Here is a 22,630-nt window from a genome sequence, read left to right on the forward strand (position 1 = left end):
GGACGTGCCACGGCCCCGGCGGACCGTGCCGGGGCCGGTCGGCTCAACGACTCAGCGCGTGGCCAGGTTCACGTCGGGCGGGTCCGGGTGTGCGCAGGGCCAGGACGGCGACGTCGTCGTCGTTGTCGTCGGGGCGGACCCGGTCCAGCAGGGCGTCGCTGAAGGAGTCCAGGGGCCGGTGGGCGAGGGAGGCGGCGTGCCGGCGCAGCTGGTTCAGTCCGTGATCGATGGGGTGGCGGGGGGATTCGACCAGGCCGTCGGTGTACAGCAGGAGTGTGGCCCTGGCCGGCAGAAGTGTGACCGCGTCGGGCCGGGGCCCTGTGAAGCCCGTTCCGAGCAGGATGCCGTGAGGATCGCTGAGGTATTCGGCCTGGCCGTCATGGGTGATCACCAATGGTGGTGGGTGGCCGGCGTTGGTCCAGTGCAGCTGCCAGAGCCCGTCGCCCCCGACGCTGATCTTGGCCAGGAGCATGGTGGCCATGGTCACCTCGACTATGTGCATCATGGCATCGTCCAGCCGCGTGACGACATCGCTGGGTGACTCCTGCTGGGACCAGGCGAAGGCCCGCAGCATGTTGCGGACCTGGGCCATGCCGGCGGCGGCATCGAGGTCGTGACCGACGACGTCGCCGATGGCCAGCGCGTGGGCGCCGTCGGCCAGGGCGAAGACGTCGTACCAGTCCCCGCCGACGTAGGACGCGTGCGGAGCCGGCAGATACCGGGCGGTCATCTCCAGCCCGGGCACCTTGGGCAGTTGGGGCAGCAGGTGGCGCTGCATCGTCTCGGCGACCGTGCGCTGGCGCTGGTACAGCCGCGCGTTGTCCAGCGCCAGACCTGCCCGCCTGGTGATGTCCTCCAGCAGTGGCAGGTCGCCGAGAGCGAAGGCGTCTTCCCGCTGGGAGCGGCCCAGCGTCAGGGCGCCGAGCACGTCGCGCAGTCCGCGTATGGGAGAGATGGCAGCGGAGTGCATGGCCGTCTCGGCGAACAAGCGGCGCTGCTCGATCGCGATGCCCGAATCGGGTGGTCCCTGGTATGTGGAGGGGCCGGCGAGGCTGGATGAGGCGCCGCGCAGAGCCCGCGACAGGGGCATCGGGGATTCCTCGGGCACCGGCGGCATGGGCCCCTTCAGGTCATGGCGCTCGACCAGAACCCCTTGCTCGTGAGACATGACCAGAGAACGCCGGACCTCGTCGTTCTCGGTGAGCAGGTCGACGACGGCCCAGTCCGCCAGCTGAGGCACGGCCAGGGCCGCCAACCGGTGCAGAGCCTCGTCGACATCCAGGGTCGACGTGAGCTGTGTTGTCGTCTCCGCCAGGAGGGTCAGCCGTTCGAGTTCCGTGAGCGGTTCGCGTGCCCCGTCCTCGTCCGGTTGCGGGCCGCGCGGCTTCAGCTCGTACAACAGGACCAGAGCGCCAGGTGCTCCGTGGCCGACGGTGCAGGGAGTGATCAGCCAGGCCAGCTGCAGAAGAGTGCCGTCTCCTCGGACGAACCATCCCGCGTCGCTGTGCCTGGTGTTCCCCGTGAGCAGTGCTTCCCTCAACTGGCAGCGGGTGCGGGGCAAGGGGTGCCCATGGCTGTCGCGGTGCAGCAGGTCGTGAGCGTCCTGGCCCATGAGTTCGCCGGAACGTCTTCGCAGTATGGTCCTGGCTGCGCTGTTGGTGGCGACGATGAGACCGTCGCGGTCCACCACGAGGCCGGAGGTCTGCAGATCTTCGAGCGTTCCGTCGACCGGGGAAGCCGACCGTGCCTGGGAACCGATCACGGGCGGAGCAACCGTACCGGGTTCGGTGTTCATGTCCCTCCTCAGCTGGTCGACTCTGGCTTCCCGCTTGGGATCATTGCATGCAGGACCTACCCCGTGGCCGTCTGCCGAGAACCGCGCGGGGGCGGCCGCGGGAGTGCCGGTGAACCGCGGTCGACGGTCGCCCGTTGAGGTCCCTGGCCGGAGAGCCGATGGGCGCGTTTGCCTTGGTCGGCGCCCCCGGCCACTGGGCCGGACATGGTGATTCCCCTGCTCACAACGCGGGTTCGATTCCCGTCGACCGCTCCATCGCCAGGTCCCAGGGGGCCTTCGCCCCGAGAGGGGAGTGCCCCAACTCCCTTCTGGCGGCGTCCTGTTGGAGCCGACCGCGGCTCGGGCTACACCCTGTGGCGTCGAGCCGCTCGGGAACCGCTTCGCCGTCGGGTCGGCTACATCATCGACGCGGAGGAGTTCAGCGGCTGCTCGGCCCAGATGGTCTTGCCCTCGTGCACGTAGCGAGTGCCCCATCGCTGGGCGAGTTGAGCCACGAGGAAGAGTCCGCGGCCGCCCTCGTCCGTGCCCCGGGCCCGGCGCATGCGGGGGGAGGTGCCGCTGGTGTCGGAGACTTCGCAGATGAGGTCGCGGTCACGGATGAGGCGCAGGGTCATCGGCCCGTCGGCGTAGCGGTAGGCGTTGGTGACCAGCTCGCTGACGATGAGCTCGGTCGTGACGCTCAACTCCTCCAGCCCCCACTCGGCGAGTTGACGTGTCGTCCGCGTTCGCGCCTCCGCCGCCGCAGTGGGCTCCGCGGGCAGCTCCCAGGTGGCCACCTTCTCCGCCGTCAGGGCCCTGGTGCGGGCGATGAGCAACGCCACGTCGTCGGCGGGCCGTTCGGGCAGCAGCGCATCCTCCACCGCGGTGCACGTCTCCTCCAGCGTGCGGCCGGCTCCGGACAGCGCTCCGCGCAGACGCGCCAACCCGTCGTCGAGGTCCCGCCGACGGGCCTCGAGGAGGCCGTCGGTGTACAGGGTCAGCAGGCTGCCGTCGTCCAGTTCCAGCTCGGTGGTCTCGTACGGCAGCCCGCCCAGGCCGAGCGGCGGGCCCGCGGGAACGTCGGGGATGCTCACCTCTCCGTCCGGGGTGACGACGGCGGGCGGCAGATGCCCCGCACGGGCCAGGGTGCAGATCCGGGAGACCGGATCGTAGACCGCGTAGAGGCAGGTCGCGCCGATGAGTTGCGGTGAATAGGCGTCGTCCTTCTCCTGCTCCGAGGCCAGGCGCCCGACGAGGTCGTCCAGGTGGGCGAGTACCTCGTCCGGAGTGAGGTCGAGGTTGGCCAGCGTGTGCACGGCGGTGCGCAGCCGTCCCATGGTGGCCGCGGCGTGGGTGCCGTGTCCGACCACGTCACCGACCACGAGGGCGATGCGGAGTCCGGACAGCGGGATCACGTCGAACCAGTCGCCGCCGACACCGGTGGTCGGGTCGGCCGGCCGGTAGCGGTGGGCGATCTCGGCCGCGGGGTGTCCGGGGACTTCGTGCGGCAGCAGGCTGTGCTGGAGGGTGAGTGCCGCCTGGTGCTGCTGGGTGTAGCGGCGCGCGTTGTCGATGCACAGCGCGGCGCGGGAGGCGATCTCCTCCGCGAGCGTGAGGTCGTCCTCCTCGAACGGCGCCGGCCGTCGCGACCTCCACAGGCCGAGGGTGCCCAGCACGATCCCGCGCGCGGCCAACGGCACCACCATCAAGGAGTGGACGCCCAGCTCGATCGCGCGCTCGGCCGGCTCCGGGCCGCCGGACGACCACGGATGGCGGCCGTCCAGTTGCGTTTCGAGGATCGGACGCTGCTCGATCACGCACCGGAAGTGCGGAGAATCCGGGGGAAAGGACGTCACGTCGCCGACGGGAACCATGACCTGCGACATCTCCGGCGGAACACAGTGCACGGCCATCCTGCGCGCCGGTCCGGACGCCCCCGGCATCGGCTCGTCGCCGCGGATCACCGGCTGCAGCAGGTCCACGGAGGCGCAGTCGGCCAGGTCGGGCACCACCGCCTCGGCCAGTTCGCGAGCGGTCTTCGCCACGTTCAGGGTGGTGCCGACGCGGCCGCTGGCCTCGTTGAGCAGCGCCAGCCGATGACGGGCCCGGTAGCGGTCGGTCACGTCCTCGACCATCTGCGCCACCCCGAAGACCCGCCCGGCAGGGTCCTGCATCCGGAAGGCGGAGACCGACACGATCATCTCCCGGGCCGGGTCCAGAGTGGTCCGGCAGAGCTGCTCGGCGAAGAGCGAGGACCTCCCCGTCTCCAATACCTCCCGTAGTTGCGCGTCCACCGCGTCCGCATCCGGCGGCAGCAGGAAGTCGCCCACCCGCCGGCCGCTGTGTTCCTCCGCCGGGAAGTCACTGAACTTCGCGATCGCCCGGTTCACCCGCAGGATGCTCAGGTCCGGAGCGAACACCGCGAGTCCGATCGGGCACTTGCGGAACAGCCCGTACAGGAGAGAGCGCTCCGTCTCCCAGCGGTCCACGTCTTCGGCCGGGGCGCCGACGAGGATCCACTCGCAGCTGGAATCCGGCCTGACGACAGCCCTGGCCCGGCACCCCAGCTCCACGCGGTGCCCGCGGCGGTGCCGCACGGGCACGACGCCGAACCGTCCCCGGTCCTCCCGGCATGCCGCCACCGATTCCATGACCGCATCGCGGTCACCGGGGTCCAGCAGGACGTCACCGGCCGGCCGGCCGAGCACCTCTTCGGGCGAATAGCCGAGCAGCTCCTCGGCCCGCTCGCTCCAGCCCACGACCGTTCCGTGATCGTCGAGTACGAGCGAGGCCGCGGGGCCCACCGCGAATGGGTCCTCCGGCCCCTCGCCGAACAACGACGCGTCCATCACCACCACCTCGTGCCTTCCCAGCGGGACCACGCGGGAGCACCGCTCGAGAGTGGCTCCTCACCGTGACCCGATGGCAGCACCTCCGATGCTGAACCCAGTATCGGCCCCGGGCGCGATCCTCGCGTGCTCGCCGTCGCACGCCGCGGGGTCACCCGGTTGCCGCGGGCGGGCAGCGGTACGCGCCGGCCGAACTCACTGCGAGGCCCGAGCACTGCCCGGAGACGACGGCAAGAGCGCAAGCCGGGTCGGGACGTCTCGGCGCCGCGCCTGCCCGCGTTCATGGATGACCAGTGCGAACCGCCGCCGCACCCTTGTCAACACCTGCTTTCCGTTGAGACGTTGCGCGCACCCTGCGCCGAGAAGTCGCTCGTCCCGCGTACGAAGCGAGCGCCGCTCGTGATCCGGCAACAGATGCTTGGAGAAGCCATGCCCACCCTGACCCGCGGTGCCGCTCTGATCCACTACACCGATACCGGCGCCCCGCCGGAGAAGCCGGACGCCCCGACGATCGTCTTCGGGCACGGTCTGCTGTTCAGCGGCTGGATGTTCGAGCCACAGGTGAAGGCGCTGGCGCACGAGTTCCGTTGTGTGACGGTCGACTGGCGGGGGCAGGGCGAGTCGAACGCACCGGCGGGCAAGTTCGACATGGACACCCTCAGCCTCGACGCCATCGCGCTCATCGAGCATCTGGACGTGGGTGCCGTGCACTATGCCGGGCTCTCCATGGGAGGTTTCGTCGGCATGCGGATCGCCGCGCGCCGCCCCGAACTGCTCCGCTCACTCACCCTGCTCGACACGAGCGCGGGTCCCGAGGACCCCGACAAGGTGTCCCGCTACCGCCTGCTCGCACGCGTCTACCGGCTCATCGGCATCAAGCCGGTCAAGAAGCAGGTGCTGCCGATCATGTTCGCGCCGAGCTCCCTGGCCGACCCCGCCTTCGCGGCGGTCGTCGACGAATGGGTGGCGCGCCTGGCAAAGGCCAAGCGGTCGGGAATGACCAAGGCGATCCACGGTGTCACCGACCGCGAGCCGATCGAGGGCGAGCTCGGCGCCGTCACCGCGCCGACGCTCGTCATAGTGGGCCAACAGGATGCGGCGACCCCGGTGCACAAGGCCGAACTCATCGCCGCACGGATCGACCGTGCCCGCCTCGAGATCGTCGAGGCGTGCGGACATTCGAGCAGCGTGGAACAACCGGCTCGGATCAGCCAGTTGATCGGGGATTTCGTCCGCGACCACTGAGCGGTTCTCCGGGCGCGGGGGGCGCTCCCCGGCGCCCGGGCGACTTGGGGTAGTCGTCGCCGTTGCTGGCCGAGCAGGGGCGGCAGGCCCAGCAGGCCGCAGCAGACGCAGCCCGCCAAGGGTCAAGCCGGGCTTGTGTCTTGACCAGTGTGCTCGCGTCGGGCGGGCCCTCTCTCCCGGCCCGGACCCGCGCGAGCGGCGCGTACCGCCGCGAAATCCCCGACATCACAGCTGAATCCCTGACGTCACTCCTGAAGCCGGTGCGGCCCCGCGCTCAAGAAGCCTGTCGAGTACCGACCGGTCGCTCAAGCGTGCTCGGAGACAGCGGGTGAAGCACGCGGTCACGGGACATCTGGTGCCCAGGCCACCGTTCTCACACAATGGGCACGCTCGGACAGACCGTCCGATGACGGGCTCAACACGCGAGCTGTGGCGGGCAGTTCAGCCGCAGCGCATCCATCCAGGAGGACTCGACGATGAGATCACGAAGATCCCGAAGACCGGACGCAGCCCCGCGTGCGGTGTCGCGCCGCCGCCTTGCCACAGGTGGTGCCTTACTCGCCGTACTGCTTCTCGGTTCACTGCCCGCACAGGCAGCACACGCAACGGCGAGCGCGGACGCGTCAGTCGCGGCGAGCACGGACGCGCAGCAGAACCGGCTCCCCGCGACCCAGCAGGTGACCGTCCGAGGCGGCGACTCCGTCTACGCAGCGGGGCGCGTGTGCACGGTGAGCTTCAACGCCACCGACGGAACCAACGACTACGCCATCAGCCCGGGTCACTGCGTGGAGGGCGCGACCACTTGGTACGCCGACCCCGCCTTGACCGTCGTCGTCGGCACGACGACCGGCTCATCCTTCCCCGGCAACGACTACGGGCTGATCCGCTACACCAACCCCGACGTCTCCCGCCCGGGCGAGGTCAACACCGGCAGCGGCGGCACGGTCGACATCACCCGCGCCGCCTCTCCCACCGTCGGCCGGTCGATGTGCCATGTGGGACGCGTCAGCGGCTTCCAGTGCGGCACCGTCACGGCGGTCAACGTCTCGATCAGCTACCCGGAAGGCACGGTCTACGGCCTCTTCCAGTCAACCGCCCACTCGGAGCCGGGCGACCAAGGCGGCCCCGCCTTCTCCGGTGGCACCGCCCTCGGCTTCATCGTCGGGGCCAGTGCCGGTTCGACCTTCTACCAGCCCATCACGGAAGTCCTCTCCATGTACGGCCTGAGCCTCTCCTGATCCGCGCGTACACCGCTCATACGGCCGCCGCCCGGTGTGCAAGGCCGGCGGCGGCCGTCCGCCGGGCGCCGGCACGTGTGAATACTCGCTTGCACCGCGGGCCACAGCTCAGCATCGTCAAGAGGGTGAGCGACGTACCCGAGCGGTGGAGCCAGGCCGACGTCTACCCGGACATGTGGGCGGACCCCGACGAGGATCCGCGCAACAAGGAAGGCGCCAGCCCTGACGGCGAGTTGGCGACGCTGCAGGACTTCCTCAGCGACTATCGACTGACCCTGAAGATGAAGTGCGAGGGGCTGGATCCGGAGCAGCTGGCCCGCCGGTCGGTGCCGCCGTCGACCATGTCGTTGCTGGGCCTGGTCCGCCACCTCGCCGAGGTGGAACGGGACTGGCGCAACTGGCTCCTCCCGGACGACCCGGCACCGAAGCTGTACGGCGCGGGTGACGGCGACTTCGAGGGTGCCGTTGCCGAACAGGCAGTGGTTCAGGGCGCGTTCGCCGACCTTGCTCGCGAACAGGCGGCAACCGATGCGGTGCTGGCCGAACACTCGGATCTGGGCGCGCGGGTGTGCCAGGACGGCACCGCTGCCCGGGAGTTGTGGGTCCACCGGGTCGAGGAGTACGCCCGCCACTGCGGGCACGCTGATCTGCTGCGCGAATGCGTCGACGGCCGGGTAGGGCAGTAACACACTCTCGGCCCGCGGGACTTGCTCGCATCACCCAGCGGCGGTCAGAGGCTGGTCAGCAGTCCGTCGAGTGGGGCGGGTGCGCGGTCGGGTTCGAGGGCCTCGGCGAGGACGCGTCCGTAGCGGATCTTGCGCCCCTTCTTCGTGCCGAGGAAACGCCGCAGCTGCTGCTGCGCGGTGCGGCCGCGCTGTGCGGGCTGGCGCAGGAAGGTCTGCAGTGCGCGCAGGTCGCCCTCCGCCCGGACGAGCTCCTCCACCCGTGGAGGTCCCAGGGCACGGATGAGTTCGTCCTCCAGGTCCGCCGCGCAGACGAAGAACCCTCGCTGTGCCGCGCCGGCCTGCTCCAATCCGCGGACGTAGTAGCGCCGTTCCGCCTCGTCGCACAGTCCCGTGAGGCGAAGGCCCAGGCCGGACGGCCCGAGGAGGCGCGTGAAGCGCCCGACGCTCATCGCCCCGCCCATCGGCAGGACGCAGACTCCTTCGGCGGCCAGGTTCCGGCCGCGGCCCGCGGCGAGCGCGCTGACCGCTGCGACGTCGCTCGGCCCCTCGACCAGGACTACCGTCCGGACGGGCATTCGCGCGGCCAGCTCCCGCGCGGGGTCGCCGGGGCCACCGGCCGCCCACGCGGTGACCGCCTCCCGGAACGCCCCCATGTCAGACATGGGACGAGTCTCCGTCCTTGCCGTCCGCCGCGGTACGGAATTTCCGCCGGCGGGGCGATGGTCGGCGGTGCGCCCGGGGCCCCCTCGGGCCCGTCCTCGCTCGCCCCCCGCGCACGTCACCGGCTTCGCTCGTGCGTGGTTGCGGCCGTGCCGCCTGCCGGGCCTACGGCAGGAGGAATTCCCGTCCGAGAACGCCTACTTCCTTCGGTGCCTGAAGATGCAGCATGTGTCCGGCCTCCGGCACCTGTGTGACGCGCAGGCCCGGACGGGCGTCCCTCCGCAGCGCTTCGAGCTCGTTGCGCACTCCCGCCACCAGCGCCTCGTTCAGCTCCCGGAGCTGTTCGGGCAGTCGGGTCAGATCCGGTGACTGCCCACCGTGCACGAGGAGCGTGGGGCAGACCACTTCGCGTGCGACGGTGAAGGCGTTCCAGCCCTCGAGCGGTTCCATCAAGGCGGCTTGGGCCGATGCCGCGGGCCTGCGCCTGTGGAGCCCGTCCTTCAGCGGCTGGAGCGAACGCCGGGCGCCGGCTTCCTCCAGCGCCGCGTCCAAGCCGTACACGGCGGCTGTCCGACGGGCCCGCTCGACGGCGAGTTCGGCCTGCGCGGAATCGAGGACGTCCGGTGCGAGTGCCGCTGACTGTGCCGCGAGTTGCCGGGCGCACCGCTCTGCGACGGCCTCGGCGTCCAGGCCCGGGTACAGCTTCGGACAGCCGCCACCGAGGCCGTCGAGGTCGACGACACCCGGGCAGTCGGGCCGCCGTCGGCCGTGGCACAGAGCGATCATGCCGCCGAGGGAGTGCCCGATCACGCGCGGGTTGTCCAGCGCGAGGGCATCGGTGACCGCGTCCAGGTCGGCGAGGTGGGCGGACCAGCCGTAGTCGTCGTCGGCCGGGACGTCGGACCGTCCGTGGCCACGGAGGTCGTACGCGACCAGCCGCATGCCCGTCAGGTGCGGTCGTAACGGCTCCCAGTCGAGAAGCGTTCGGTTCGCTCCGTGACAGAGCACGACGTCCGGGCCGTCACCACCGTGGTCCGCGACGGCTATGTCCCCTGCCGGTCCGGCAATGAGTTTGTGCGGTACTTGCGACACGGACTCTCCTTCGTCTCGGCCGGTGCTCGGCCACGCCGCGCCGGGCGGCTCCCCTGCAACTTCTGCCGCGCCTGCACGGCTCACGCCGGCGCAGCACTTCCTAGGTAAGCTAGCCTAAAACCTAGGACCCCTAGTAATGAATTCGAATCGTGGACGCGGGGATGGAGGTGCGAGATGGTGCGTGCAGGGCTGACGGCGGCCAAAGTGACGGAGGCTGCCGCGGAGTTCGCGGACGAGGTCGGGGCCGACGGGCTCTCGGTGTCCGCACTGGCGAGGCGCCTGGGCGTCAGGGACGCCAGCCTCTACTCACATGTGAAGAGCCTGCGGGACCTGCGCGTGCGCATCGCCCTGCTGACGGGCGTCGAGATGAGCGACCGCATCGGCACCGCCGTGGCAGGGCGGGCGGGCAAGGACGCGCTCATCGCCTTCGCCGACGCCTATCGGCAGTACGCGCTCGACCACCCCGGCCGCTACATCGTGAGCCAGATGGGGTTCTCTCCCGAGGAGGTCGCCGACTCCGCGGGGCTCGTGCGCAGCGTCGAGTTGACGTACGGCATGCTCCGCGCCTACGGCCTCAGCGACCCCGACCTGACCGACGCGGCCCGGCTCCTGCGCAGCACCTTCCACGGCTACATCCACCTGGAACTCAGCGGTGGCTTCGGACACCCCCGTGCCGTACAGGAGTCCTGGAGGCGCTCACTCGAGGCTCTCCACGTGCTCCTGGAGAACTGGCCCTCCCAGCCGGATCGGAGCGAATGATGCACTCACCCACGACCGGGGCACTCGAGGTGCCCGGCGCCACCCTGCACTACGAAAGACGCGGCAGCGGCCCCATGTTGCTGCTCATCCCGGGCGGCGCGGCCGACGCCGGCGTGTACGAAGGCATGGCACCGCACCTCGCCGCCCACTACACCCTGGTGTCGTACGACCCGCGCGGACTCTCTCGCAGTTCCCTCGAAGAACCGCTGTCCGACCAGCGGGTGGAGGTCTGGAGCGACGACGCACACCGGCTGCTCTCCCTGGTCTCGCCAGGAAGGGACGCCTGCGTCTTCGGCAGCAGCTCGGGCGCGATCGTCGCCCTCGACCTGCTGGCCCGGCACCCCGAGCGGCTGCGCCGGGTGGTCGCCCACGAGCCGCCGCTGGTGGAGCTCCTGGACGATCCCGCCCCGCACCGCGCTCTCTTCTCCGAAGTGCGCGAGACCTTCCGTTCGCACGGACCCGGGCCGGCAATGGCCCGGTTCAGTGAGGGCCTTGGGGGCCGGTCCACCGGGACGGCGACGCAACTGCCGCCCGCGATCCAGGAGATGGCTGCCCGGATGCACGCCAATCTCCCGGTCTTTCTGGAACACATGCTGTGCCCGTTCACCGCGACCGCACCGGACATCCCCGCGCTACGCGCCGCCGCCCGCAAACTGGTGGTCGCGGTGGGGCGGGAGTCCCGTACCCAGGAACCACTGCACGGCCCGGCCTCCCGGCTGGCGGAACTGCTGGACCGGCAGCTGGACGAATTCCCGGGTGGTCACGTCGGATGCACCGAGTATCCGCAGGAGTTCGCCGAACAGCTGATAGCCGTGCTCGACCGGAACTAGTCAGAGTTCCTTCGTCATGAACACCCTGCTCGTGCCGGGCGGCAGGCACGGAATCGCTCCGAAGACGGGCCAGCCTGCCGTCCCCGAGCCTCGGGTTGACCGGGGCGTACCGGGAAGGCTGCGGCTCAGCGCGTGTCCGGCCCTTCATCGGCACCAGGGTCGAAGGCGTCCAGCAGACGAACCGGAGCAGCCTGCCTCCACGAATCGGCAAGGATGTCGCGCATTTCGTCACGGTCATCCAGAGCAGCGATACGCACGCGCACCCATGGCGTACCCGCTTCGTGCGGTGGAACCCAGAACTTCTCCGGCTCCGCCGCGATCAGTTCGCCCCGCTCGTGCCTGGGACAACGCACGGCGAACGACGTCTCGTCATCGGGGACCGTGATGAACATCTTGCCGGCGACGCGGAACGTGGGCATGTTCCACGCCTCCTTCTCCACTGTCTCCGGGAATGACAGCGCGATGCGGCGGACGTCCTCTGAGTCGAGCATGGCACCAACCTATGGCGACCCGAGGGCGCCGCTCCCTCACAGCGAGCTTCGCCGTGTCATCCGCCGACGCCGCCTCGCATCACCCGCCCGCGGACGGCCTGTCCTGACGTCGACGGTTGTTCATCCAGGCGTCCCCATGGCACGCGCTCCTCCTGAAAGAATCTTCGGGCCCGCTCCCCACACCCCGCGAGGTCGCAGACTCATGCCAGGACTCGATCGACGCCGCTTCCTCCAGATCGCAGGCGCGACAGCGGGCTTCACCGCCCTGTCGAGCAGCATCGAGCGCGCCGCCGCGATCCCCGCGGCGCGCCGTTCGGGCACCATCCAGGACGTCGAGCACATCGTTGTGCTGATGCAGGAGAACCGGTCCTTCGACCACTACTTCGGTGCCCTCAGGGGAGTACGCGGGTTCGGCGACCCTCGCCCTGCGTCACCCGGCGGAAGCAAGACGGTCTGGCACCAGTCGGACGGCACCAAGGACGTACTGCCCTATCACCCGGACGCCGAGAACCTCGGCATGCAGTTCATCGAGGGCCTCAACCATGACTGGCCGGGCGGCCAACAGGCCTGGCACGAGGGCAAGTACGACCAGTGGATCCCCGCGAAGGGCACCGGGACGATGGCGTATCTGACGCGCCAGGACATCCCGTTCCACTACGCGCTCGCCGACAACTTCACCATCTGCGACGCCTACCACTGCTCGATGATCGGAGCCACCGACCCGAACCGCTTCTACATGTGGACGGGTTACACGGGCAACGACGGCAAGGGCGGCGGCCCCGTACTCGGCAACGAGGAGGCCGGGTACGGCTGGACGACGTATCCCGAGCGCCTGGAGAAGGCCGGGATCTCGTGGAAGATCTACCAGGACATCGGCGACGGCCTGGACGAAGAGGGCTCCTGGGGCTGGATCGACGACGCCTACCGGGGCAACTACGGCGACAACTCGCTGCTCTGGTTCAACAGTTACCGCAGCGCCCAGCCTGGCAACCCCCTCTACGACAAGGCCCGCACCGGCACCGACGCCAAGAAGGGCGACGGCTACTTCGACGTCCTCAAGGCCGACGTGCAGGCCGGCAGACTTCCGCGGATCTCCTGGATAGCCGCGCCCGAGGCCTTCTCTGAGCACCCCAACTTCCCCGCGAACTACGGCGCCTGGTACATCTCCCAGGTCCTGGACGCCCTCACGTCCGACCCGGACGTGTGGAGCCGTACGGCGCTCTTCATCACCTACGACGAGAACGACGGCTACTTCGACCACGTCGTCCCGCCGTTCCCCCCGGCCTCCGCCGCTCAGGGAGCCAGCACCGTCGACACCGCTCCCGACCGCTACACGGGCGGCGTCAGCGGCTACGCCCCAGGCCCGTACGGACTCGGTCAGCGCGTGCCCATGCTCGTCATCTCCCCCTGGAGCACGGGGGGTTACGTCTGCTCGGAGCTTCTCGACCACACCTCCATCCTCCGCTTCATGGAGCGCCGCTTCGGCGTACGGGAGCCGAACATCTCGCCCTGGCGGCGCGCGATCTGCGGCGATCTCACGTCGGCGTTCGACTTCGCCCTCAAGGACACCGGCCCCGCCTCGCTCCCGGACACCGACGCGTACGAGCCTCCGGACAAGGAGCGGCACGAGAGCTACATACCGAAGCCGCCCGCCAACCCGTCCCTGCCCAAGCAGGAGGCGGGTTCGCGGCCCACGCGCCCGCTGCCGTACGCCCCGCGCGTCGACGGGGCGGCCGCGTCCGAGGAGGGCACGTTCACGCTCACCTTCAGCGGCGGCGATGCGGCGGGTGCCTGCTTCCTGGTCACGTCGGCAAACCGTGCGGACGGCCCCTGGACCTACACCGCGGAAGCCGGCAAGGAGCTCTCCGACACGTGGAACACGGCCCACTCGGGGGGCACTTACGACCTCTCGGTCCACGGGCCGAACGGATTTCTGCGCGTCTTCAAGGGCCCCGGCGGCACCCGGGGGCCCGAGGTGACCGGCCGCCATCTCCCGGCGAGCGGCGACGTCGAACTGACCATGACGAACCGGGGTGACGCCGACTGCCACCTCACGCTGACGAACGCGTACAGCGGATCGAAGGAGACCTTCGCCGTGCGCGCCGGCGGCCGCACGGTGCACCGGGTGAGCCTGCGGGCGAGCAAGCGCTGGTACGACCTGTCCGTGTCCTCCGAGACGGACGAGTCGTGGCGGCGCCGCCTCGCGGGCCATGTGGAGACGGGCGCCCCCGGCGTCAGCGACCCGGCGACGATGACGGCGTGAGCCGGCGGGGTACATCACCGTGTCGCCGGGCCGCAGCCGGACCCCAGCCCGCGTCCGAACGCCAGGTTGGTCCTCCGTCTGCTCCACCGGTACCGGTTCCTCGGGCGTCCGACGCTTCCACGGCCGTTCACCGAACGGCGGAATGCCGACAGCGCTCTTCTTTCGACGCTACTCCTCGGTCCGCGACGGGAGAGACAGTTCGCACAAATGCGCACTGTGCATATTTTGGCTCACATCACATGACATGGGCATCCGAATCAATTGATCACCCCTGAGCGGTGAGGGGGAATCCGAGGTTCGGTCGGGGACACATCTCGCGCGATTCGGATTGAGCCACGGATCAGAATGCGCCACGTCGCGCCGCTCATGGCTTGTGCTTTCGCATGGTCCTGCAGGGCCTGCTGTTTCTGGACAATGACGCAACGATCCGGAAATCGCGAACAAAGCTTGTCCGAGGGTCGCACGTCGCGCATGTTTCCTGTTGCTCGCCGATGCCCGTTGAAGAAGCGAACTCGCCTGCACGGTACGGGAGTTGGCACCGTGACGTTTGTCACTGAGCGAGCCATCGACAAGTTCCCCGCCCATGTGGTTGAAGTCGAGCCAAACGGGCATCCCACGAACCATTGTGCCCACATTGGTTCACTGACGTGCGATACGTTCCCGCGTCCGTATTGCGAACCGGTCGATCCCTTATCGGGTCGGGGGGTAGCCATTCCCTGCTGCCCTGCATCAGATTGTGACTGCGGAAGTATTAGCGTCTCCCCGCGCCATTCGCCTGTGCGACAACCTCTGGCCGGACAAAGGAGGGCGCCGACCCATGAACCGCAGGACTCTTACGTCACCCGCCCTGGCCGGGCTGCTTGTCTCCGCCCTCGTCGCGTGCAGCGCCGCGGTGGACGGAAAAGAAGACCAGGGAAAGACCATCGTGGTGGGTACGACGGCGAGAGTCGCGGTCACCAAGGACGCTCCCGCGCCCTTCGACCCGGCCGCCTCCTACGACATCAGCTCCTGGAACATCATGCGCAACACGTTCCAGACGCTGCTGCGGCCGCCCCGCTCGGGCACGGAACCTGTGACGGACGCGGCCAAGAAGTGCGGCTTCACCGAAAAACGCAACGATCAGTACAGCTGCACTCTGCGGGACGGGCTGACCTTCTCCAACGGCAACGAACTCAAGGCCGGGGACGTCGAGTTCTCCATCAAGCGCCTGCTCCGCATCAACCACAAGGCCGGTCCGGCCTCACTGCTGAGCAACGTCGGCAAGGTCGAGGCGCGAGGCGACAGCAAGGTCGTCTTCCAGCTGAAGAAGCCTGACGCCACCTTCCCGTACAAGCTCGCCACGCCTGCCGCCTCGATCGTCGACAGCCGGACGTATCCCGCCGACCGCCTCGTCAAGGGCTTCAAGGGAACCGGCTCGGGCCCGTACGCCATCGACGACTTCGACCCCAAGGCCCGCAAGCTTGTCCTGAGCGGGAACGAGGACTACCAGGGCGGTTCCGAGGCGAAGAGCGACAAGGTCGAGCTGCGCTTCTTCACCACCGCGGCCTCCCTTCAGAAGGCGATGGACGCCGGCGACATCGACGTGATGAACCGCGGTATCACCTCCCGGTACGTCCAGCGGCTGGAGGCGGACCGGGACGATCACATCAGGCTCGTCGAGCAGCCGGGACAGGGTGTGCGCTACCTCGTCTTCGACACGGAGGACAAGACGGTGGGACGGCGTGCGGTGCGGCAGGCCTTCGCCCAGGTCGTCGACCGCAAGCAGCTGGTCGGTGACGTCTACTCGCGTACCGCGGAGCCGCTGTACTCCATCGTCCCCGGCGGCCTGTTGGGGCACACGAACTCCTTCTTCAACGAGTACGGGGAACCCGACGTGAAGGCCGCGAAGCGCACCCTGCGCAAGTCCAAGGTGAAGACCCCGGTGAAGATCTCCCTTCACTACCCGCGGACCGGCCGGGGCAGCTCGTCCGCCAACGAGTTCGCGGTGCTCGAGAAGCAGCTGAACGAGAGCGGGATCTTCGACGCAACCGTCAAGCCCGAGGCCCCGAATTCCTACAGCTCCGCGGCGTTCGAGGGGAAGTACCAGGTCTACGGGTTCGGCTGGCTCCCGGACTTCCCGGACGCGGACAACTTCATCGCACCCTTCCTCCAGAAGAACAACGTCCTGAACTCCCCTTACGCCAACAAGGAGATCCGGGACGAACTGATACCGCGGACCCGGCGTGAGCCCAACCGCGCGGACGCCACGAAGAGCTTCGCGCGCGCCCAGAACATCGTTGCCGGCGACGTCCCGGTGCTGCCGCTGTGGCAGGGCAAGCAGTACGTCGCGGCCCACGACGACATCACAGGCGTGGAGTGGGCACTCAACTCCTCGTCGCTGCTTCAGCTTTGGGAGCTCGACCGCGGGGTGAGCAGCTGACACGTGCGGCGCACCCGGCCCGCGACGTCGGCCGGGACGGATCGACGGCCCCCGGGGCCGGCACAGGACGAGACTCCGTGCCGGCCCCGGGGCTTCTTTTGCCGCCCCGACTGTTCCGGCGTTCCCGAGCCTCGTGCGCTGGTCACGCGCCGCATCCTCACCGCAGACCGGCCTGTGCAGTTCAGAACCCAACACCCCTGACCAGGACACAGGAACGCAATGAACGGATGCGTCGCACGCGGCCACCGATCCGGGCGCCGCGTTCACACCTCGCGACGGTTCAGGAGTTCGGAGTCCTCCGCTGCGGCAGCCTGACGGTGCACCGAGGCCGCCGCGCAACGGGGCCCTCCCGGGGACTCTCCGTGGAGAGGCCGCCTTGGCCACGACGAAGGCCCAGGCAATGGACCTGGGCCTTCGTCGGCCCGACGTGCCGTCCGGGCCCTTCCGACCGTTCCCCAACTGACTGGCAGCCACGGAAGGTTGACAGCAGAGGCGTCTCCCACCACCCTTTCACTACTTGATTAGTGAAAGGGTGGTGGCGGTGCGTGCTCACGTTCCGGATCGACCGGCGCAGCGGAGTGGCCACGTACCTCCAGATCGTCCAGCAGACCAGGCAGGCACTCCGGCTCGGTCTGCTGGAACCGGGCGACCGGCTGCCCACCGCCCGCGAGGTCGTCGAGGCGACCGCCGTCAATCCGAACACCGTGCTCAAGGCGTACCGCGAGCTCGAACGCGAGGGGCTCGTGGAGGCGCGCCGCGGCCTCGGCACGTTCGTACGGAGATCACTGGACGGCGCGTCCGCCGGCTCGCCTCTCGGCACAGAGCTGGCCGACTGGCTGAAACGCGCACGTGAGGCGGGACTTGACCGCGACGTCGTCACGGCGTTGTTCAATTCCGCATTGGACCAGGAGTTTCCCGAGGGGGATCGATGACTGAGGCCGAAGACGCCGAAGACAACGGGAACAGCGAGGCCGGGCAGACCGCCGGACGGACCGCCGGACAGGCCATCGGGGAAGCCGGGAGCGGCGAGGGGACCACAGCCGCGCTCGAAGCGTTCGGCCTGGGCATGGGCTACGCGCGCAGCCGCCAACACGTGCTGCGCGACTGCACCTTCCGGCTGCCCGCGGGGCGCATCTGCGGGCTCGTCGGGCCGAACGGGGCGGGCAAGTCCACCCTGCTCGCGATAGCGGCCGGGCTGATGCGGCCGACCGAGGGGACCGTACGGCTGCTGGGCACGACCCCGGCAGCGGCGCGTGAGCGCATCGCGTACGTCGCCCAGCACAAGCCGCTCTACCCGCAGTTGACCGTCGAGGCGACGCTGCAGCTCGGCGCCGAACTCAACCCCGGCCGCTGGGACCAGGAGGCCGCCGAGCGCATCGCGTACGGAGGGGACGGGATCATCCCCCGGGCGAAGATCCGGACACTCTCGGGCGGTCTGCGCACCCGGGTCTCGCTCGCCCTCGCGTTCGGCAAGAGTCCCGAACTGCTGCTGCTGGACGAGCCGATGGCCGACATCGACCCGCTCGCACGGCACGAACTGACCGGCGCCCTGATGGCCGACGCGGCCGAGCGCGGCACCACCATCGTGATGTCCTCGCACGTCGTCGCCGAGCTGGAAGGCGCCTGCGACTACCTGCTGCTGCTCGGCTCCGGCCGGATACGGCTGGGCGGCGACTACGACGGCATCCTCGACGCCCACCGGGTGCTGACGGGGCTGGGCGAGGACTTCGGCCCACACGAGGTCGTCGAGGAGTACGAGGCGGGACGCGGTCGTACGGCACTGGTCCGTACGACACCGGCCCGTACGGCACCGGTCCGTACGGACGGCGAACTTGCCGCCGCGGCCGATACGGATGCCGGTGGGCCGCACGACGCTCCCGACCGGGAGCCCGGGCCCGGCGCAGAGCCGGACGCCGAGTCCGACGCGGGGTCCGACTCCGAGTCGGGCTCCGAGCGCCGCGGCGAGTCCGACGCCGCGTCCGACGCCGCGTCCGGCCCCGCATCCGGCTCCGCATCCGGCTCCGAGCCGCGCGACTCGCAGGAGCCGGCCGGCTGGGCCGTGGAGGAGCCCACGCTGGAGGAGTTGCTCCTCGCCTATCTCCGCAACCCGGACGTGCCGGACCTGCTGCTCGCCGACGCGATGCCCGCCGGCGCCGCGTCCGAAGCCCGTCAGGAGGCCGCCGCATGAGCACACCGAACGCCACGCTGATCGAGGCATCACCGGAGCCGGTCGTCCGCCTCAGGCCCCGCGGAGCGGTCTGGGCGGTGCTGCGCGTGCACCGTGTCGCGCTGTGGATGTGGAGCGGGTTCGTGGTCCTCGGCGTCGCCGGGCTCACCTGGCTCCACTTCGCGGGCGTGGAGGTCCACGAAGCGCGGAAGGCCTGCGCGGGGCCGGTACCCCAGGGCATGTGCTCCGAGGCGTCCGCCGTCCTCCCGGGCTGGGACTACACGAGCCTCGTCGATCTGGCGGCCTTCTTGATCGCGGGCGTGCCGTTCGCCGTCGCGGCCTACGCCGGCGGTGTGCTCATCGGGCGCGACGTCGAGACGGGCACCGTCGACCTCGTCTGGACGCAGTCGATCAGCCCGCTCCGCTGGCTCGGCGTCAAGCTCGGCGTCGCGGCACTGCTGATCGCCATCGGCACGACAGCGACGGCAGTCGCCTTCCGCCTGGTGTGGCTCTCGGGCGAGAAGAGTCTGCTCGACCCCTGGTACGCGTCCGACGCCTTCAACGCCATGGGGCCGACCGTCCTCGCCTACTCGATGTTCGGACTGGCCGTCGGTGCGCTCATCGCGTTGCTGACGGGCCGAGCACTGCCGGCTCTGGGCGCGGCCTTCGGGGTCACTCTGCTCGTGCGGCTGCTCGGCGACGTCTTCCGCTCCGAGCTGTGGCCGAAGGTCCGCTGGGAGTGGAAGGGCCGAATGCCGGACGACGCGCAGGAGTTCCTGTACGAGGTGCCGGGCTCGCCGGGCCGCTTCCCGAACGTCCCGTCGTCGGATGCCTCCGGCGCCACGCGCGAGATCATGCAGATCCATCCCGCCTCGCACTTCTGGCCCATCCAGTACGTCGAGGCCGGACTCGTCCTCGGCATGGCGGCGCTCGCGGCCGCCGTCGCGTTCTGGGTGCTGCGGGGCCGACTGCCGTGAGGGTCGATCACCCACCGGGGCCCGGGCTCCGCCGTCAACGGCCCGCATGGCCGCGCCACTTCACGTGACGGCCTGCCGGTTCATGTGACGGCCTGCCGGAGTGCGGACCGGGGTGCGGACCCGGGTGCGGTCAGGACGGGCCCCGGTTCTCCTTGCGGCGGACGAACGTGAGCCCCGACCAGTCCCGCTACCGTTTGCCTCACCCGCGACGGCACTTGCGGGCCGCGGGCGATGCGGCGGCCCGGCCAAGAGGCCGCGTGAGGCCGGGACGGTGCGAAGGGCACGGAAAGGGTGATCGGGTGATCGAGTTCCGTTGCGCCGGCCCGGACGACGGGGACGTGCTCGGCGAGATCCACTCCGCCGCCTGGGAGATGGCCTACGCCCCCTTCTTCGAGCCGGAGTTCGCGGCACGCGCTGTTCGGAGCAGACGTACGCGATGGCACGAGCGGATCGCACAGGGGACCGGCACGATCCTTCTCGCCGAACTCGACGGACGCCCCCTTGCCCTGTCCGTCTTCCTCCCGTCCCCGGCCCGGCCGGGCTTCGCGGAGATCGGCACCTTCTTCAACCACCCCGACGGCTGGGGCCGCGGCGTCGCAGCGGCACTGATGACCGAGACGCTGCGCGGCATGCGGGATGACGGATTCGACCGTGCACACCTGTGGACGCTGCGCGACACCCCGCAGTCGCGCCGCTTCTACGCCAAGTGCGGCTTCGCCGAAACGGGCGCGGCGCGGACCTTCGACTTCGGCGACGGCAACCCGCTCGGTCAGGTCGAGTACGAGCGGTCCTGCTGACCAGGGCAAGCGTGGTGCAGGCCACCCACCCGGTCCCCTCGCCGCGCCCCTCACCGGGACGCCGCCCGCGGACTCCCCGAATCGAGCATTCCGCACGGCTTGCACCCCCGAGTGCTGACGTACGTACGGTCCCCGGCACCGAACGTCCGTCGCTGGACAGGGACTTCGGAAGCCGCCGGTCAGGTGTCCAGGTGTCTCGGACCGGTCAGTTGGAGTCCTGCTTGAGTGCCGTGTCGACGGCGAGCGCGGTCGCGACGATCAGGCTGCGCAGAGGCTCCTCGGACTGACGGTGGACCTCGAGGACGTAGTTGTCCGCGGTGGTGAACGCCGCCTTGGCCAGTCCGGCCCACTTCTTGGTGATGCGGGCTACCTCGGTGCCGCTCCTGTCCGTGATGGAGAAGTTCCAGGCGCGCCAGTTCTCGGCCTTCAGAGTGCCGATCTGCTGACCGCCCGCCTCCATCGAGAAGTTGATCTTCCCGAAGACGTTCTGCTGCACGATCTCGCCGACCTGTGCTCCGTCGGGACGCTCGACGATCATGCGGGACTTCACGATCTTCCGCGGCCGGGTGAGGACGAGCTGCAGGGCTCCGTGGGCGTCCCGTACCTCGAGGCGGTGCGTGAGGAACTGGTCGGCGTCGGTGAGGAACCGGACCACCTTCTTCGCCTTGCTCTGGCCCGCCTGAACGACGGATCCCAGAACCCGGCCCTCCCCGTCGAACACCCGGTATTCATTGGTGAGTTCGACCAGCTTGCCCTTCTGATTCACCACGACGACCGGTGAGTCGAAGAGAGTGTGGCCGCTCGGCGCTGTGTGCTGCGTTGTCATGACCAGGAACCTAGGCCCGGTTGCGCCCGGGATCCCTGAGTAAGCGCTACTTGTGACGCGTGGCACATCGAGAGCGGCCGGCGCCGCCGGAGGAGGAGAGCGGTCCGGCCGACAAGAGCGGCACGTGGCAACTGCCCCGTGCGGCAACTCCCTGTGCACCGGCGGGTGTTGGGGCGCTCGGCCCTGCTTGCGCCCCCCATGACCCCGCCGAACCGGGCCGGGCTCCCGTGCCGTTCTCAGGATGTGCCGTGGAGGCGGCGGTGCAGGTCGCGGACCTGGTCGGCCAGGCCCGGGACCGGACCCTCCACCACGGCTCCCGGGACGACCTCCTGGATCGGGAGGGTCCGCACGGGAGGCGCGGGTACCCCCAATTCCGCGAGCCAGCCCGCGAGTTGCTCGGAGGAACTCACATAGACGATGCGCCCCAGCCCGACCCAGCCGTGCGCGGCGGCGCACATCGGGCAATGCTCGCCCGAGGTGAAGACGGTCGCCGCCGCCCGCTCGCCGGGAGTCATGTGCGCGGCGGCCCAGCGTGCCAGCTCGAACTCCGGGTGGCGGGTCCGGTCGCCGAGGGCCACGCGGTTGCGGTCCTCGGCGAGGGCCGTTCCGTCAGCGGCGGCGAGTACGGAGCCGAACGGCTCGTCGCCGGCCTCCAGGGCCTCGGTCGCCAGTTCCACACAGCGGCGCAGGTGCCGCAGATCGACGTCATCCATCGTGCTGCCCCCAGGGTGCGATCGTCCGCGGATGCTAGGTCCTCGGTCCCCTCGGCGCACGCGAATTGGGGCCTGCTCGATAATCAGCCGCTTTGTGTTCCGCAGGAATCCGCCGCGCCATATGGGGGCATGTTCACGCCAACATCTGAGTTCTGTCCCCCACCAGGAGGCTGATGTGTTGGTCCGAAATGTCGTCAGAGCGATCCTCGCCGGGACGCTGACGGTTGTTGCCCTGCTGGGCGGCCAGGCGGTGGCCGCCCCGGCGGACTCGCCCCGCGCCGCCGCACCGAGGGTCCTCACCTACGACTCCAGCGGGTCCGCCGAGTTCGCCGACGCGGTGGACGCCGGCGTGCAGGTGTGGAACGAGAGCGTCACGTCCGTCCGTCTCGAGAAGGCCGGGAGCGGCGAGCAGGCCAATGTGCGCATCATCGCCGACGACGGCTGGCCGCGCGCCGTCACCACCAGCCTCGGCAACGGCACCGTCTACTTCGGCCGTGAGGCAGTGCAGCAGGGTTACGACACCACCCGCATCGCATCGCACGAACTCGGGCACATCCTCGGTCTGCCGGACATGAAGCCGGGTCCGTGCTCCAGCCTGATGTCCGGGTCCAGCGCCGGGGTCTCGTGCACCAACCCCAACCCCGACGCGGCGGAGAAGGCCGAGGTCGAGGACAACTTCGGCAACGGCGCCGCCGGCGCGGCCGACCGTCGGGGCACCCTGGTCTTCCAGGACTGACGGCCGAGCAGCAGCTGACCGAGGCCGCGGTGGACCGTGCTCGTCCGGCGGTTCACCGCTGCCTCGCGTCGTCCCGCCGCCCTCCGGCATGCCCCAGGCGGGCCCGTC

Annotated in this window: 18 protein-coding genes and 1 pseudogene; 12 read left to right on the top strand and 7 right to left on the bottom strand. The window is 69.8% G+C overall.

Annotated elements, in window-relative coordinates; all coding sequences use genetic code 11:
• Nucleotides 1–43 precede the first annotated feature (43 nt).
• Both I004_RS0127875 and I004_RS0127880 read right to left on the bottom strand, forming a co-directional pair.
• Nucleotides 44–1,795 (bottom strand): SpoIIE family protein phosphatase, encoded by a 1,752-nt coding sequence (locus I004_RS0127875; protein ID WP_051345523.1) that lies wholly within the window; start codon nucleotides 1,793–1,795, stop codon nucleotides 44–46.
• A 395-nt stretch (nucleotides 1,796–2,190) separates the two neighbouring features.
• On the bottom strand, nucleotides 2,191–4,623 hold the full coding sequence (locus tag I004_RS0127880; RefSeq protein ID WP_028438172.1) for a SpoIIE family protein phosphatase: 2,433 nt from the start codon (nucleotides 4,621–4,623) through the stop codon (nucleotides 2,191–2,193).
• Between the two features lie 429 nt (nucleotides 4,624–5,052).
• On the opposite strand from I004_RS0127880, the gene I004_RS0127885 reads away from it, so the two are divergent.
• The 3 genes from I004_RS0127885 (at nucleotide 5,053) to I004_RS0127895 (ending at nucleotide 7,792) form a co-directional block, all read left to right on the top strand.
• The gene (locus I004_RS0127885; protein WP_028438173.1) at nucleotides 5,053–5,868 is read left to right on the top strand and encodes an alpha/beta fold hydrolase; all 816 of its coding nucleotides are present in this window, start codon (nucleotides 5,053–5,055) and stop codon (nucleotides 5,866–5,868) included.
• A 476-nt stretch (nucleotides 5,869–6,344) separates the two neighbouring features.
• Nucleotides 6,345–7,106 carry a S1 family serine peptidase gene (locus I004_RS0127890; protein ID WP_158677132.1) on the top strand — a complete coding sequence of 254 codons (762 nt, stop codon included), beginning with the start codon at nucleotides 6,345–6,347 and terminating at the stop codon, nucleotides 7,104–7,106.
• A 125-nt stretch (nucleotides 7,107–7,231) separates the two neighbouring features.
• The gene (locus I004_RS0127895; protein WP_028438175.1) at nucleotides 7,232–7,792 is read left to right on the top strand and encodes a DinB family protein; all 561 of its coding nucleotides are present in this window, start codon (nucleotides 7,232–7,234) and stop codon (nucleotides 7,790–7,792) included.
• Nucleotides 7,793–7,836: 44 nt separating this feature from the next.
• On the opposite strand, the gene I004_RS0127900 is transcribed toward I004_RS0127895, so the two are convergent.
• On the bottom strand, nucleotides 7,837–8,454 hold the full coding sequence (locus I004_RS0127900) for a TOPRIM nucleotidyl transferase/hydrolase domain-containing protein (protein ID WP_028438176.1): 618 nt from the start codon (nucleotides 8,452–8,454) through the stop codon (nucleotides 7,837–7,839).
• 163 nt (nucleotides 8,455–8,617) lie between these two features.
• The gene (locus I004_RS37785; RefSeq protein ID WP_051345524.1) at nucleotides 8,618–9,544 is read right to left on the bottom strand and encodes an alpha/beta fold hydrolase; all 927 of its coding nucleotides are present in this window, start codon (nucleotides 9,542–9,544) and stop codon (nucleotides 8,618–8,620) included.
• Between the two features lie 174 nt (nucleotides 9,545–9,718).
• Between I004_RS37785 and I004_RS0127910 the strand changes: the two genes are divergently transcribed.
• Complete coding sequence (locus I004_RS0127910) at nucleotides 9,719–10,303, top strand: TetR/AcrR family transcriptional regulator (RefSeq protein ID WP_028438177.1); 585 nt, start codon at nucleotides 9,719–9,721, stop codon at nucleotides 10,301–10,303.
• On the top strand, nucleotides 10,303–11,133 hold the full coding sequence (locus tag I004_RS0127915; RefSeq protein ID WP_028438178.1) for an alpha/beta fold hydrolase: 831 nt from the start codon (nucleotides 10,303–10,305) through the stop codon (nucleotides 11,131–11,133). The genes I004_RS0127910 and I004_RS0127915 overlap by 1 nt, the downstream gene beginning before the upstream one ends.
• Before the next feature lie 125 nt (nucleotides 11,134–11,258).
• Here the strand turns inward: I004_RS0127915 and I004_RS0127920 are convergent, their stop codons facing one another.
• Nucleotides 11,259–11,624 carry an MmcQ/YjbR family DNA-binding protein gene (locus tag I004_RS0127920; protein ID WP_028438179.1) on the bottom strand — a complete coding sequence of 122 codons (366 nt, stop codon included), beginning with the start codon at nucleotides 11,622–11,624 and terminating at the stop codon, nucleotides 11,259–11,261.
• A 202-nt stretch (nucleotides 11,625–11,826) separates the two neighbouring features.
• Between I004_RS0127920 and I004_RS0127925 the strand changes: the two genes are divergently transcribed.
• The 6 genes and pseudogenes from I004_RS0127925 to I004_RS0127950 all read left to right on the top strand — a co-directional run bounded on the left by I004_RS0127925 (nucleotide 11,827) and on the right by I004_RS0127950 (nucleotide 20,247).
• Nucleotides 11,827–13,887 (top strand): phosphocholine-specific phospholipase C, encoded by a 2,061-nt coding sequence (locus I004_RS0127925; RefSeq protein WP_028438180.1) that lies wholly within the window; start codon nucleotides 11,827–11,829, stop codon nucleotides 13,885–13,887.
• Between the two features lie 817 nt (nucleotides 13,888–14,704).
• Nucleotides 14,705–16,306, top strand: coding sequence for an ABC transporter substrate-binding protein (locus I004_RS0127930; RefSeq protein WP_028438181.1), 1,602 nt, complete (start codon nucleotides 14,705–14,707; stop codon nucleotides 16,304–16,306).
• 545 nt (nucleotides 16,307–16,851) lie between these two features.
• Nucleotides 16,852–17,238 (top strand): GntR family transcriptional regulator, encoded by a 387-nt coding sequence (locus I004_RS0127935; RefSeq protein ID WP_028438182.1) that lies wholly within the window; start codon nucleotides 16,852–16,854, stop codon nucleotides 17,236–17,238.
• 134 nt (nucleotides 17,239–17,372) lie between these two features.
• A pseudogene (locus I004_RS39240) lies at nucleotides 17,373–18,095 on the top strand (ABC transporter ATP-binding protein); the annotation flags it as partial.
• A 395-nt stretch (nucleotides 18,096–18,490) separates the two neighbouring features.
• Nucleotides 18,491–19,450: an ABC transporter permease gene (locus tag I004_RS0127945; RefSeq protein WP_051345525.1), complete on the top strand. Its 960-nt coding sequence runs from the start codon at nucleotides 18,491–18,493 to the stop codon at nucleotides 19,448–19,450.
• A gap of 299 nt (nucleotides 19,451–19,749) precedes the next feature.
• Nucleotides 19,750–20,247 (top strand): GNAT family N-acetyltransferase, encoded by a 498-nt coding sequence (locus I004_RS0127950; RefSeq protein WP_028438184.1) that lies wholly within the window; start codon nucleotides 19,750–19,752, stop codon nucleotides 20,245–20,247.
• Nucleotides 20,248–20,452: 205 nt separating this feature from the next.
• Here I004_RS0127950 and I004_RS36580 read toward each other — a convergent pair whose 3' ends face one another.
• Nucleotides 20,453–21,073, bottom strand: a complete 621-nt coding sequence (locus tag I004_RS36580; RefSeq protein WP_078511878.1) for an LURP-one-related family protein — start codon at nucleotides 21,071–21,073, stop codon at nucleotides 20,453–20,455.
• Nucleotides 21,074–21,309: 236 nt separating this feature from the next.
• Complete coding sequence (locus I004_RS0127960; RefSeq protein ID WP_028438185.1) at nucleotides 21,310–21,786, bottom strand: nucleoside deaminase; 477 nt, start codon at nucleotides 21,784–21,786, stop codon at nucleotides 21,310–21,312.
• A 175-nt stretch (nucleotides 21,787–21,961) separates the two neighbouring features.
• On the opposite strand from I004_RS0127960, the gene I004_RS0127965 reads away from it, so the two are divergent.
• On the top strand, nucleotides 21,962–22,522 hold the full coding sequence (locus I004_RS0127965) for a snapalysin family zinc-dependent metalloprotease (protein ID WP_028438186.1): 561 nt from the start codon (nucleotides 21,962–21,964) through the stop codon (nucleotides 22,520–22,522).
• The last annotated feature ends 108 nt before the right edge of the window (nucleotides 22,523–22,630 follow it).

This window comes from Streptomyces sp. TAA486 (assembly GCF_000426165.1).

Coding starts and splice junctions, on each gene's coding strand:
- I004_RS0127875 (WP_051345523.1), bottom strand. CDS start 1,795: ATGAACACCGAACCCGGTACGGTTGCTCCGCCCGTGATCGGTTCCCAG.
- I004_RS36580 (WP_078511878.1), bottom strand. CDS start 21,073: ATGACAACGCAGCACACAGCGCCGAGCGGCCACACTCTCTTCGACTCA.
- I004_RS0127885 (WP_028438173.1), top strand. CDS start 5,053: ATGCCCACCCTGACCCGCGGTGCCGCTCTGATCCACTACACCGATACC.
- I004_RS0127900 (WP_028438176.1), bottom strand. CDS start 8,454: ATGTCTGACATGGGGGCGTTCCGGGAGGCGGTCACCGCGTGGGCGGCC.
- I004_RS0127925 (WP_028438180.1), top strand. CDS start 11,827: ATGCCAGGACTCGATCGACGCCGCTTCCTCCAGATCGCAGGCGCGACA.
- I004_RS0127915 (WP_028438178.1), top strand. CDS start 10,303: ATGCACTCACCCACGACCGGGGCACTCGAGGTGCCCGGCGCCACCCTG.
- I004_RS0127920 (WP_028438179.1), bottom strand. CDS start 11,624: ATGCTCGACTCAGAGGACGTCCGCCGCATCGCGCTGTCATTCCCGGAG.
- I004_RS0127910 (WP_028438177.1), top strand. CDS start 9,719: ATGGTGCGTGCAGGGCTGACGGCGGCCAAAGTGACGGAGGCTGCCGCG.
- I004_RS0127890 (WP_158677132.1), top strand. CDS start 6,345: ATGAGATCACGAAGATCCCGAAGACCGGACGCAGCCCCGCGTGCGGTG.
- I004_RS0127960 (WP_028438185.1), bottom strand. CDS start 21,786: ATGGATGACGTCGATCTGCGGCACCTGCGCCGCTGTGTGGAACTGGCG.
- I004_RS0127880 (WP_028438172.1), bottom strand. CDS start 4,623: ATGGACGCGTCGTTGTTCGGCGAGGGGCCGGAGGACCCATTCGCGGTG.
- I004_RS0127930 (WP_028438181.1), top strand. CDS start 14,705: ATGAACCGCAGGACTCTTACGTCACCCGCCCTGGCCGGGCTGCTTGTC.
- I004_RS0127945 (WP_051345525.1), top strand. CDS start 18,491: ATGAGCACACCGAACGCCACGCTGATCGAGGCATCACCGGAGCCGGTC.